Below are 12,755 nucleotides of genomic sequence, written 5' to 3' on the forward strand. Positions count from 1 at the left end.
GTGAAGTGTTCGCTATCTCGAACAACGACCGGCTTTCCGGACGGAAAGTAGGCTCGAAGTTCGCCCACGTCAATGCCGGGGAGAGGACCAATCCCGGCCGTCCGCAGCGCACTCCCCCACCTGCGGGGCGCCGGCCGGGCTTGCGGCGCTCCCTTCGGCCGGCGGCAGCGAGGTCTCACAGGCCGCGCCCGGCTGAGCGAACACGAGCCGACCTGCCGGTTCTTCAGCCAACAGATGCCGGCTGAACGCTCACAGTCGCCGGCTCGTAACTCCCGGTGGTGAACGTGAGGAGGGAGCGAAGACTGTGGGCTTCGATGTCGGGGAGCCGTGGCGGCTCCTGCTGGTCGACGACGACCGTGAACTCGCCGAGCTCTTGTCCACCGCGTTACGGGACGAGGGGTACGCCGTCGACGTCGCACACGACGGGCAGCGCGGGCTGCACCTCGGACTGACGCGCGACTACGACGTGCTGGTACTCGACCGGCGGCTGCCCGTCCTGGACGGGCTGGACCTGCTGGCCCGCCTGCGCGGCAAGGGGATCCGCGCGTGGACGCTGATGCTGACCGCCATGGATGCGGTGTCGGACCGGGTCGACGGCCTGGACGCCGGCGCGGACGACTACCTCGGCAAGCCGTTCGAGCTGGAAGAGCTGAGCGCACGATTACGCTCGCTCTGCCGGCGGACGCTCGAACTGGCCGACGTGGTACGGATCGGGTCGGGGTGGCTGCACCTCGGGGCGCGCGAGGTCGAGCTGGGCGACGGTGACCGAGTGGCGCTCGCGGCCCGTGAGTTCGAGCTGCTGCGGGTGCTGGCGTCCAGGCCGCAGGCGGTCCACTCGCGGGCAGAGCTGCGCCGGCGGGTGTTCGGCGAGGCTTCCGCGTCGTCGATCGTGGACACCTACGTGTACTACCTGCGCGGCAAGCTCGGCAGACAGGTCGTGCGGACGGTGCACGGACACGGATACCGGCTGGGGTCGCTGTGAGCGCCGCCGCGGAGCGCGTCGTGGTGCGCAGGGCACGGGTGCGGATCAGCGTGGTGGCCGCGGTGACCATCACGACGCTGGTCACCCTGGTCGGCGGCATCGCCTATGCGGTGACGGTGCACGCCCAGAACGAGCAGGTGCGGCGGGAACTGCGGTACAGCACGCGCACCGGATCGCCGGACGCGCCGCCGGGATGCACCTGGCTGTACGCGCCCGGCCGGCCGGCGCCGGCCGGTTCGCCGCCGGGCTTCCCGCTGCGGGCCGACCTCGACGGCGTACGCGCCTCCGGCCGGGCGATCGAGCGGAGATCCGAGCGGAACGGAACCGTCTACCTGGTGCGCACCGAGCCACGCGGGGGCGGGGTCGTCCAGGGCGTGTTCGATATGCGGTACCAGCTCACCGACCGGGACCACCTGCTGGTCGCGCTCGCCATCGCCGAGCTGGTCGGCCTGCTCGCCGCCGCCGGGACCGGGTGGGTGCTCGGCCGGCGCGCGGTCGCGCCGCTCGCCGACGCGCTGGCCAGGCAGCGGCGTTTCGTCACCGACGCGAGCCACGAGCTGCGCACCCCCGTCACGCAGGCATACACCCGGGCCCAGCTCCTGGCGCGGCGGGCGGTGGCCGACGGCCTCCCGGCGGCGCACCGGGAGGGCCTGGACCGGCTCACCGGCTCGGTGGGCAGGCTCGGTGAGATCATCGACGACCTGCTGCTGTCCGCCAGGATCGCCGGCGCCCGGCCAGCCGCGGCGGCGCAGCCGGTCGACCTCGCCGCCGTCGCCGAGCAAGCCGTCGCCGACCATGCCGACACGGTGCGCGCTCACGGGCTCACCACGTCGATCGACCGGCCGCCGGAGCCGCTGCTCGTGCACGGCGTCGAGTCGGCGTTGCGCCGCGCGGTGGGCGAGTTGCTGACCAACGCCGTGCGCCACACGCCGGCCGGCGGCCGGATCGAACTGACCCTGGCAAGAGTCGGCCGCGACATAGAGCTGGCCGTGTCCGACACCGGCACGGGCTTCGCGCAGACGGATGCCGAACGGCTCTTCGACCGCTTCCACCGGACCACGGCCGGCGACGACGGTCACTACGGACTCGGTCTCGCGCTGCTGCGCGAGGTGGTCACCAGCCACGGCGGCACGGTCACCGCGACCGGGAGGCCGGGGGCGGGCGCCCGCTTCACCATCCGAATCGCCGCCGTCTCCGCATGACGGGCCCCCCGCCGTCACCCGGTCCGGCGGGGCCGGCACGCGGCGCGGACGGCGGCCCCGCGGGCGGGCACGCGACGCCTCAGGGGATGAGGAGGGCCGCGGCGGTGCGGACGTCGGCGTCCAGGGGGCGGTCCGGCTCGACGGGTGGGACGGCGTCGGCCAGGGCGTCCAGCAGCGCCCCGCAGGCGTCGGCCGTGGGGCGGCGCGCGCCGGTGTGGCCGGCTTGGCGCAGCCCGACGGCGAGTGAGCCGCAGAGCAGTCGGAGCAGCTCGGCCATGTCGTAGGCGCGCAGCGCGGCGTGGGTGCCGAACGGGATGACGTCCTGGTTGTGCAGATTGGTCGGCAGACTCTGCATCGACGCCGGCGTCGCGGCCCGGCGCATCTCCGCGACGAAGGAGGTGGTGGCGAGCTGGACGCCCTGCAGCCCGTGCTGCCGGCCCGGCTCGACGGCCAGCATCGGCGGCAGGCCGCCGTTGCGGGCCGGGTCGACGAGCAGGTCGAGCTGCCGCTCGGCCAGGTTGCCGAGCTGCGCGGTCACCGACGCGAGCAGGTCCGCGGCGAACGCGGCCGGCTGGCCGAAGAAGTTGCCGCCGTGCACCACCGTGCCGGCGTCGGGGAAGAACAGCGGATTGTCGCTGACGCCCGACAGGTCGGCCGCGACCACCCCGTCGACGTAGCGCAGCGCATCCTCGGCCGCGCCCAGCAACTGCGGCGCGCAGCGGATCGAGTACGGCTCCTGCAACCCCCGCGTCCCGGACGCCACCGCCCCCTCGAGCATCGCGCGCATGTCCGCGGCGACCGAGACGGCCCCGGGATGCCCGTAGGCCCGCAGCAGGTTCGCGTCGAGGAAGCCGGCATCACAGCCGAGCAGGTCCACCAGCAGACACGTCAGCCGGGCCAGTGCGCGGTGAGCGGCGCGGACGGCGTGGTGGGCGAGCGCGAGTGCCGCGGTGGTGACCGAGGTGCCGTTGACCAACGCGAGGGCGTCGCGCCCGTCGAGGGCCAGCGGGGCGAGCCCGGTGGCCTCCAGCGCGTCCGCCGCCGGCATCCGCCGGCCGTCCGCGTACGCCGGTCCGCGCCCACGCAGCGCCTGGGTGGCGTACGCGAGCGGGATCAGGTCGCCGCTCGCGCCCACGGATCCGTACCGGGGCACGGCCGGTGTGAACGTGGTGGCGAACATCGCGGCGAGCCCGTCGACGACGTGCGGCGACACCCCGGACACACCCTGCGCGAGCGACCACGTCCGCACCAGCAGCGCGGCGCGGACGACGTCGTTCGGCAGGTCCGGCCCCTGGCCGGCGCCGAGATGGGCCAGCGTGTTGTCGCACTGGTCGGCTTCCTCGTCCCGGCCGGCGAACCCGACGAGCGCGCCGAAGCCGGTCGTGGCGCCGTACACCTGGCGGTCCTCCCCGGCGAGCACGGAGCGGAGGAACGCCCGCCCCCGCCGCACGCGGGTGCGGACCTCGTCGGCTACGACGACGGTGAGCGGGGCGGCCGCGCGGCGCAGGTCGGCCGCATCGAGCCGGCCGTCGAGCGAGACGGTCCCGGTAGTGGTGAGCACGGACAGCACGCTACCGACGGAATCTCAGAGCACTCTGAAATCCGGCGGGTAACTTGCCGCTCATGGCGCACGACTACCTGATCATCGGGGCCGGGCCGGCGGGACTCCAACTCGCCGCCATGCTGGAACGGGCCGGTCGAGACTATGTCGTTCTGGAACGGGGCAGCGGGCCGGGAACGTTCTTCACCCGATTCCCGAGACACCGCCGGCTCATCTCCGTCAACAAGGTGCACACCGGGTACGACGACCCGGAACTGCGACTGCGCATGGACTGGAACTCGCTACTCTCCGACGAGCCGGAACTGCTGTTCACGAAATACAGCAGACAGTACTTCCCGCACGCCGACGACTTCGTCCGCTATCTTGCCGACTTCGCCACGAAGACCGGCGTACGGATCGCCTACGACACCGAGGTGACCCGGATCGCCAGGGACGCGGACGGCTTCACCGTGACCGACGGTGGCGGACGGATGTGGACCGGCAGGCGGCTGGTCGTCGCCACCGGTCTGGCCAGGCCGTATGTCCCGGACATTCCGGGGATCGAACACGCCGAGCTGTACAGCGAATTCGACACCGACCCGGAGACGTTCACCGGCCGGCGCGTGCTGGTCATCGGGCGGGGAAACTCCGCCTTCGAGACGGCGGACAGTCTGATGGAGACCGCGTCGGTCATCCACGTCGTCGGCTCCGGGTCGCTGCAGATGGCGTGGCGGACGCACTTCGTCGGTCATCTGCGCGCGGTGAACAACAACTTTCTGGACAGCTACCAGCTCAAATCACAGAATGCGCTGCTGGACGGGCGCGTCGTATCGATAAGAAGGGACGCGGACGGATATCACGTGCCCGTCGCGTTCGAACGAGTCGACGAGGTCGTCAAGGAGATACGTTACGACCGGGTGATCGTGGCCACCGGATTCCGTTTCGACGCCGGCGTCTTCGACGACAGCGCGCGGCCCGAACTGACCCACGGCGACCGGTTGCCGGCGCTGAGCCCGGTCGCTGAATCGGTGAACGTACCGGACATGTACTTCGCCGGCACGCTCACCCAGTCCCGGGACTTCAAGATATCCACGAACGGCTTCATCCACGGCTTCCGCTACGGCGTACGCGCGCTGCACCGCCACCTCGGCCGGCGCTACCACGACACCCCGTGGCCGACCGCCGACCTCGGCGCGGACGCGGAGCGTGCGGTCGACGCGATCGTCACCAGGGTCAACCGGTCCTCCGCGCTGTGGCAGCAGTTCGGCGTCCTCGGTGACGTCCTGCTGGTCGCGCCGGACGGCGCCATGCGCTACGCCGAGGAACTACCGGTCGACCACGTGGGACAGGCCGTCGCCGCCGGCGAGTTCGGCGACGTCGGCGCGTACGCGGTGATCACGCTCGAGTACGGCGAGGACCACCACCTGGTGGACCCGTTCGACGTCACCGCCGGCCGCAAGTCCCAGCAGGACACCGCCGGGCTCGACGGCCGCTACCTGCACCCGGTGGTGCGCTGGTTCCGCGCCGGCGAGCAGACCGGCGACCACCACATGACCGAGAACCTCGAAAACGAGTGGGACAGCGAGCGTTACCACCGCGCGCCGCTGCGGGCCTTCCTCGCCGCGCAGCGGAACTCACCCGCGCCGGTGCTGCCATGACGCTGCGCGCACTCCACGACCGGGCCCGCGAGGCCCTCGACCCGGTGCACTACGACTATGTGGCAGGCGGCGCCGGGCAGGAACGGGCGCTCGCCGACAACGAGCGGGCGTTCGACCGGCTCGCGCTGCTGCCCAGAGTGCTGCGCGGCGCCGCGATCCGGGAGATCACCGTGGATCTGCCCGGTGCGCCCGGCGCCGCACCGGTCTTCGTCGCGCCCACCGCGTTCCACCGGCTCGCGCATCCCGAAGGCGAGGAGGCCACCGCCCGCGCGGCGGCGGCGGAGCGGGCCGTGCTGGTCACCGGGATGGCCTCGACGACGGCCGTCGAAGAAGTGGTCGCCGCGGCCCGCGCGGTCCGCGCGGATGCCGCCGTGTGGTTCCAGCTCTACCTCCAACCGGACGTGCAGGTGACCGACGCGCTTCTCGCCCGCGCGACCGGCGCGGGCTGTACCGCACTGGTGGTCACCGTCGACTCCCCGGTGTTCGGCCGGCACACCCGCGACCTGCGTCACGGCTTCACCGACCTGCCGGCGGGCTACGCGGCCGAGAACATGCGCGGCCTCCCGGGCGCGGCTGCGGGCGGGACGCTGGACATCGCCATGTCGCCGGACCTGTCCTGGGCGGACCTGGACCGGCTGTGTGCGACGGCCACCCTTCCGGTGCTGCTCAAGGGGATCCTGCACCCGGTGGACGCGCGGCTCGCGGTCGAACACGGTGCCGCCGGGGTCATCGTGTCCAACCACGGCGGCCGCCAGCTCGATGCCGCACCGGCCACGGTGGACGCGCTGCCGGCCGTCGTCGACGCCGTCGCCGGCGCCGTCCCGGTGCTGCTCGACGGCGGTGTGCGGCGCGGCGGCGACGTCGCGCTGGCGGTCGCTCTCGGCGCCGCCGCCGCCGGCGTCGGCCGGCCCGTCGTGTGGGGGCTGGCCGCGAACGGGGCGGCCGGGGTGCGGGAGGTTCTCGCCACCCTGCGCGACGAGTACGACCACACGCTCGCGCTCTGCGGGGCACGCGGCAGCGCCGACCTGGCGCCGGACATGGTGGTGCGCCGGTGAGGGCCGTATCGGTGCTCGCGCTCGCCGCCGCGGTCACCGCGCCGCGCTGGCTGCCGCAGCGGGTGGTCGCCCTGCGCGGCGCGATATTCGAGAAGGTCAACGGGGACGGCGCGATCACTCTGCCCAACGCGACGCACGGTCCCGAGGTGTTCGAACGCGTCTACGCCGACCCGGCCGCCGACGGCCGCAGCGCGGGCGCCGGACTGTCCGACCTGTTCTGGTACTGGCTCGCGCCCGGCCCAGAGGTCCATCAGGAGCACCTTGAACGGGGCGCGCGCTACGACGACGTCGCCGCGACCACCCGGCGCATCCTCGCCGGCCGCTCCGCCGATCTCGCCGACACCGCCGGCCGCGCCGTCGGCCGCGCGCTGGACGCTCTGCCGGACGACAGGATCAGCCTGGTACGCCTGCGGGACCTGCTGATGCCGGCATGGGCGGAGTTCAGCTACGAGCTGGTGTTCGACGAGCCGTGCCCGCGGCACGCGCGCGAACTGATCGTCGCCCACGCCGCCGACGTGGTCACCGCGCTGAAGTGCACCGGCCTGCGCCACCCGCGCCGCCGCGCCCGGCTCACCGCCTATCTCCGTGGCCGGCTCGCCGACGTCGTGCACCGGCTGCCCGCGTCGCTCTCGCCGGAGGAGCAGGTGCACTATCTGCAGGGCACGTTCTTCAACACGGCTGTCGTGCAGCTTTCCGAAGCGAGCGCACACCTGCTGCTGGCCCTCGCACAGCACCAGGACGTACAGGCCAGGCTGGTCGCCGATCCGGCCGATGACCGCTACCTGGACAACGTGCTCGACGAGACCATGCGGATCTACCCCCTCTTCGGCATCGCGCACCGGATCACCACCGGCGAGATCGCGCTGGACGCCGGCACCGTCCTGCCCGCGGGCTCGGTGGTGTGCTTCAGCTACCCCGACTACCACGCGACGGGCTACGACCGGCCCGACGAGTTCGACCCGGACCGGTGGAACTCACTGTCCCGCAGGGCGGCCCACCACATCCCCTTCGGCATGCCGGCCAACCGGCCGTGTCCCGCCTGGCGCCTCTCGCCGCTGGCCCTGCGGGCCGCCGCCCGCGAGGTACTGCGCCGGTTCCGGCTGGAGTCCACCGTCGCGCACACCCGCTCCCTCCCGCACCGGGCACCCTGCCTGCTCATCCCGCGCTGGCGCGGGACCGATCCGCTCCCGCTCCCCCTGCTGCGGCTGTTCGTCCGCGGGCGCGACCGTGTCGAGGACGTGACCCGCAGCGTCACGCAGTTGGTACTCGGCACCGCGATGGTGCTGCACGCGCGGCGACTCCGGCTCGCCGGCACGTACTTCGACCGGCACGCGGTGGCACCGCCCGGGCGGTGCCCGCACCACACCGGACCGGAAGCACACGAGTGAGCGGGGACGGCGGGCTGAAGCCCGCACGCGCGGGTACGGCCGGGGAGGTCCGCGCCGTACCGGGGGACGCGGACCCCGAGGGCGAGGACCGCTTCGGCCGGCTGCGGCCGTGGTGTGTCGGCGCCGGGGTGGTGGTCGTCGTCGCCGGCGTACTGCTGCACCTGCCGGAGCTGCGCATGCTCGGCGAAGGCGACGGCATGCCGATGGACATGCGCTGGACACCGGTCATGGTGACCGGCATGGTCGCGGTCACCGCGGGGGTCCTGCTCACGATGATCGGTCTGTTCGCCGGCCGTCCCCGGCCGCGGGCCTCGGTGCCCGTGGTGGGCCACATCGAGCACGGCAGGACCCGCCCCGTCTACTGGGTCACCTGCGGTGTGCTCATCGTCGCCCTGGTCATCGACACCATGAAACCGCTCACGATCGCCTTCGTCCTGCCCGGCATGGCCGACGAGTACGGCATGTCGACCTCCGCGGTGTCGATACTGCCGGTCGTGGCGCTGACCGGGACGACCGCCGGGTCGGTGGTCTGGGGTGTGATCGGCGACCGGTACGGCCGCCGCCCCGCCCTGGTGCTGGCCACCGTGCTGTTCATCGCGACCTCGGTGTGCGGAGCCATGCCGTCGTTCGCCTGGAACCTGGTCATGTGCTTCACCATGGGCATGTCCGCCGGCGGGATGCTGCCCCTGGTGTTCACGCTGCTCGCCGAGGTGGCGCACCGCCGGCACCGGGGCTGGATGGCGGTGGCGATCGGTGCGGTGGGCGGGCTGGCCGGCTATCTCGCCGCGAGCGTCGCGGCCAGCCAACTGGAGCCGCGGTACACCTGGCGGGCACTGTGGCTCATCGGCCTGCCGACCGGCCTGCTGCTGCTCGCCGTGCTGCCGCTGATCCCCGAGTCACCTCTGTTCCTGCTCCGCCAGGGCCGGCGAGCGGCGGCCGAACGTATCCTCGGCCGCTTCGGTGCCCGCCTGACCGTCCGGCCGTACTCGCCCGACCTCGCCTCCCCCGGCCTGCGGGAACTGCTTCGCAGCCGGACGGCCGTCACCCTGGCGATCGGGCTGGTCGGGCTGAGCTGGGGGCTGGTGAACTTCGGCTTCCTCGGGCTGCTCCCGGCGCAACTGAGCGAGGCGGGTATCTCCAGCACGTCGGCGAGCGCCCTGGTCGCCCGCGCCGCCCTCTACTCCGCGCCCGCGCTGCTGGTGGTGGTCGTCCTCTACGCGATCTGGAGCAGCCGGGGCAGCCTGATCCTGTTCGTCACGATCACCGCCGTCGCCCTGACCGGCGTTGTCGCGTGGAGCATCGACGACGGCGGCGATGCCCTGCTGACCGGCTCCGTCGGCCTGCTCGTGCTCACCCTGGCCGCGGTGAACGCCGTTCTCGTGCCGTACAGCACCGAGATCTACCCGACCGAGTTCCGCGCCCGCGGTGCCAGCCTCGCCGCCGCGTCGACCAAACTCGGCGGCGTGCTCGGGCCGGTGGTCATGCTCGGCTTCCTCCAGGTCAGCACGCCGGGCCGGCCCACTCTCGCCGTCAGCGCCATCGTCTTCGGCGGGCTCAGCCTGCTCGCCGCCGCCCTCATGCTCCGCTACGGCCGCACACCACCGTCCCTGCCCACCCGCTGAGCGGCCCGCACGGCACGGACGGTCACCCGGCGACGCGGGCGCGGAGGCCGGCCCTGTCGGGCTTGCCGGCGGGGGTGAGGGGGACCTCGTCGAGCACCGTCAGCCCGGTGGGGGCGCACGGCTCACCGAGTGCGGCGGCGACCAGGGCGCGCAGGGCCGGCAGGTCGGGGGTGTGGCCGGCGGCCGGAACGACGAAGGCGTGCGCGGTCTCGCCGGTGTCGGCGTCCGGTGCGGCGACGACGTGGGCCTCCGCCACCGACGGATGGGCGGCCAGCACACGCTCGATGGGCCCGGTGGCATACACCTCGGCGTTGACGATGACCACGTCGCGGGCCCGGCCGGTCAGCCAGAGCATGCCCGCGGCGTCGAGGTGGCCGATGTCGCGGGTGCGCACCCAGCCGTCCACGAAGACCTCGGCGCTGCCGACGGGGTCGGCCCAGTAGGCGGCGCCCTGCGCCGGCGTACGCGCGAACAGCTCGCCGTCCACGCCGGGTGGCAGGACCGCACCGTCCGGGCCGCGGACCTCCAGGCCGGCCGGCGGCCGGCCGACCGAGCCGGCCGGGTCGTGCGGGGTGGCCATGGCGATGGTGCCGGTCTCGGTCTGGCCGTACCCGTGGAAGACCACGGGCCCGAGCACGTCGAGCGCCTCCCGCAGCCGCGCCGGCGACAGCGGCGAGCCGGACACCATGAGCGCGCGCAGGCACGACAGGTCCGCCGGCTCGGTGCGCTGACGCGCGACGAGCTTGCCGAGGCGGGGCACGGTGATCACGCTCGCCGTCGCGCGGTGACGGACGAGCGCGTCGGGGAACGCCGGCGCGTCCGCGACGACCATGGTGCCGCCGGCGGCGAGTGTGAGCAGCCCGTACTCCATCATCACCTGGCTCGTCAGCGAGCCGAACACCAGGAACCGGTCCAGCGCGGATGCCAGGGCCGCGATGGCCGGCGGCCAGGCGGACGGCCGGAGCGTCCACGCGGAGCCGAGCGCGGCGTAGGTCTGGGCGACCGCCTTGGGCACGCCGGTCGAGCCGCTGGTGTGGAGCAGCCTGGCGACGTCGTGGGGCAGGCCGGCCGGCGTGACCGGACCGTCGGCCGCGGACAGCAGCGTGCCGAGCGGAGTCGTCCGGCCGGGGCCCGGGGCACCGTCCGAGACGGTGACGGCGACGTCCTTCAGCACGTGCGCGAGCCGGCCGGCGGGCAGGCCGGGACGCGCGCCGACGACACGTGCCCCGACCACATGGCAGGCGATGATCGCGGCGAACGCCTCCGGCGTGACGCCGAGGAGCACGCCGACGCCGTCGCCGGGCCCGATGCCGTCGTGCCGCAACCCGTTGGCGACCCGCCGGACCATGCCGAGCAGCGCGCCGCCGGACACGACGCGCTCGCCGTGTTCGAACACCGCGCGGTCGCCTGCCGCGCCGAGCAGGTCGAGTACCCGGCCGGGGAACGGCTGTGCCGGGTGCTCAGCCAAGGCACTTCTGCACGAAGGCCGCCAGCGGCTGCCGGTGCACCTCCGGCAGGTCCCAGTCGTTCTCCAGGTTCTCCGCCAGGTGATGGGTGCCGCCCGGCGCGCCGTCGCGGTAGTAGCGGACCACCGGGTGCAGGTAGCTGGCGCGGTCGGCGTTCTCCGCGTCGTTCTCCGCGACCCGCGGGATCGTCACGTCGAACGGGTCGCCGTGGTCGTGGTCGGCGCCGTACTCCAGGTCGACGACGAACCGGTGCCGGGCGTCGCCGAGCCCGCCTTCCCGCACATAGGCGAGCGGGACCTCTTCCTGGTACCAGGCCCTCTCCGCCTCGACGGTGACCACGTCGCCGAGCACGCCGAACTGCTGCCACAGCGCGGAGGACCGGTTGACCCGCGCGATGACGGCGTCGGCGACGGCGTCCTGCGTCGGCTCGACCGGGGCCGCGGGCCACGCCCGGTCGTGGTGGCGCGCGCGCAGGATCCGGTGCAGGGCGCGCACGCCGTAGCGGAAGCCGTGGATGAACCCGTTGGTGGAGGTCTTGAAGTCCCGCTGCTGGGTCAGGGTGCCGGCGAAGTACAGGCCCGGCACGTTGACCGACTCGTACGCCGACGTCTGCTCGGGGAACCGGTCGTCGATGACCAGCGCCGGCCGGCAGCCGTCGGCGAAGACGCTCGCGTCGAAGCGGAATCCGGTGCAGGCGATGATCCGGTCGTAGTGCAGCTCACGCAGCTTCTCCACCGTACGGGCATAGCGGAACAGCACACGGAACCCGCCGTCGTCACGGCGCTCGATGCGCTCGACGCTGCCGTCCAGCACGGTGTTCTGCGACTTCAGCTGGTAGGTGTCCAGGAAGTTGTTGTTCACCGCGCGCAGATGTCCGACGAAGTGCGTCTGCCAGGCCATCCTGACCGAGTGCGGACCGGCGACGTGGATCACCGCGGCCTTCTCCACCAGCGCGTCGGCCGTCTCGAATCCGGAGTTCCCCTTGCCGATGACCAGCACCCGCTGTCCGGTGAAGGTCTGCGGGTCCGGATCGAACGAGTCGTAGTACTCGGCGAGCTCGATGCCGGGGATATCCGGGATGTTGAACTTCGACACTCCGGTGGCGACGACGAGTCGCTTGCCCGTCCACGTCCGTCCCCGGTGGTCGGTGACCGTGAAACCTCCGCCGCCGGCTCTGGAGATCCCGGTGACCTCGGTGTCGTACTCGACCCGCACGCCGGTCTTCGCCGCGAAGTCGGCGAGATAGCGCAGCAGGTCGTCCGCCTGGGGGAAGTAGCGCTCGCTGTAGCGGGTGAACAGCAGGTCGGGGTCGTCGGACAGGAGGGAGTTCCAGTCCATCCGCATACGCAACTCCGGGTCGTCGTACCCGGTGTGCACCTTGTTGACCGAGATGAGCTGCCGGTGCCGGGGGAACCGGGTGAAGAACGTGCCCGGCCCGGACCCCCGCTCCAGAACGACGTAGTCGTGGCCGTCTCGCTCAAGCAGTGCGGCAAGTTGCAGCCCGGCCGGACCAGCCCCGACGATCACGTAGTCGTGTGCCATGCGTCGCAAACTACCCGCCGGATTTCAGAGCGCTCTGAGATTCTCCGGCCGGACGACCGGCCGCGGCCGATGAGCCGGATGACGCTTCAGAGCCGGCCACTCACCTACGACCGCACCTCCGCACGGCATCGTTCTGCCGGTGCGCATGCCGAGCCCTCCACGGCTCGGCATGCCACAGGGCGTTCGTGCAGTCGGCGGTGGAGACGCCCCGCGCCTCCACCGCCTCGCCGCTGCTGCGGCGATCAGCCGGAACGTGGCCCGCGACCGGTCTCAGGTGCCGGCCGGTCGCGGACCTTGCCC

Annotated in this window: 9 protein-coding genes; 6 read left to right on the plus strand and 3 right to left on the minus strand. The window is 72.9% G+C overall.

What is annotated here, in order from left to right:
* Window positions 1–304 precede the first annotated feature (304 nt).
* Both I003_RS0110040 and I003_RS0110045 read left to right on the plus strand, forming a co-directional pair.
* Window positions 305–982: a response regulator transcription factor gene (locus I003_RS0110040; RefSeq protein WP_027771410.1), complete on the plus strand. Its 678-nt coding sequence runs from the start codon at window positions 305–307 to the stop codon at window positions 980–982.
* Window positions 979–2,184: a sensor histidine kinase gene (locus I003_RS0110045; protein WP_027771411.1), complete on the plus strand. Its 1,206-nt coding sequence runs from the start codon at window positions 979–981 to the stop codon at window positions 2,182–2,184. Before I003_RS0110040 ends, I003_RS0110045 begins: the two co-directional genes overlap by 4 nt.
* A 79-nt stretch (window positions 2,185–2,263) precedes the next feature.
* Here I003_RS0110045 and I003_RS0110050 read toward each other — a convergent pair whose 3' ends face one another.
* Window positions 2,264–3,745 carry an aromatic amino acid ammonia-lyase gene (locus I003_RS0110050; protein WP_027771412.1) on the minus strand — a complete coding sequence of 494 codons (1,482 nt, stop codon included), beginning with the start codon at window positions 3,743–3,745 and terminating at the stop codon, window positions 2,264–2,266.
* Window positions 3,746–3,807: 62 nt separating this feature from the next.
* On the opposite strand from I003_RS0110050, the gene I003_RS0110055 reads away from it, so the two are divergent.
* From I003_RS0110055 to I003_RS31830, 4 genes are read left to right on the plus strand one after another with little or no spacing between them, the layout of a single operon-like run.
* Complete coding sequence (locus I003_RS0110055) at window positions 3,808–5,382, plus strand: NAD(P)-binding domain-containing protein (RefSeq protein WP_027771413.1); 1,575 nt, start codon at window positions 3,808–3,810, stop codon at window positions 5,380–5,382.
* Window positions 5,379–6,437, plus strand: a complete 1,059-nt coding sequence (locus tag I003_RS0110060) for an alpha-hydroxy acid oxidase (protein WP_027771414.1) — start codon at window positions 5,379–5,381, stop codon at window positions 6,435–6,437. The genes I003_RS0110055 and I003_RS0110060 overlap by 4 nt, the downstream gene beginning before the upstream one ends.
* The gene (locus tag I003_RS31825; protein WP_037720511.1) at window positions 6,434–7,825 is read left to right on the plus strand and encodes a cytochrome P450; all 1,392 of its coding nucleotides are present in this window, start codon (window positions 6,434–6,436) and stop codon (window positions 7,823–7,825) included. Before I003_RS0110060 ends, I003_RS31825 begins: the two co-directional genes overlap by 4 nt.
* Window positions 7,822–9,447, plus strand: coding sequence for an MFS transporter (locus I003_RS31830; protein WP_051368166.1), 1,626 nt, complete (start codon window positions 7,822–7,824; stop codon window positions 9,445–9,447). Before I003_RS31825 ends, I003_RS31830 begins: the two co-directional genes overlap by 4 nt.
* A gap of 22 nt (window positions 9,448–9,469) precedes the next feature.
* Here the strand turns inward: I003_RS31830 and I003_RS0110075 are convergent, their stop codons facing one another.
* Window positions 9,470–10,915: a long-chain fatty acid--CoA ligase gene (locus I003_RS0110075; RefSeq protein WP_027771415.1), complete on the minus strand. Its 1,446-nt coding sequence runs from the start codon at window positions 10,913–10,915 to the stop codon at window positions 9,470–9,472.
* The gene (locus I003_RS0110080; protein WP_027771416.1) at window positions 10,908–12,455 is read right to left on the minus strand and encodes an FAD-dependent oxidoreductase; all 1,548 of its coding nucleotides are present in this window, start codon (window positions 12,453–12,455) and stop codon (window positions 10,908–10,910) included. The genes I003_RS0110075 and I003_RS0110080 overlap by 8 nt, the downstream gene beginning before the upstream one ends.
* Between the last annotated feature and the right edge of the window lie 300 nt (window positions 12,456–12,755).

Source organism: Streptomyces sp. CNQ329 (assembly GCF_000482585.1).

Coding starts and splice junctions, on each gene's coding strand:
- I003_RS0110055 (WP_027771413.1), top strand. CDS start 3,808: ATGGCGCACGACTACCTGATCATCGGGGCCGGGCCGGCGGGACTCCAA.
- I003_RS0110060 (WP_027771414.1), top strand. CDS start 5,379: ATGACGCTGCGCGCACTCCACGACCGGGCCCGCGAGGCCCTCGACCCG.
- I003_RS0110080 (WP_027771416.1), bottom strand. CDS start 12,455: ATGGCACACGACTACGTGATCGTCGGGGCTGGTCCGGCCGGGCTGCAA.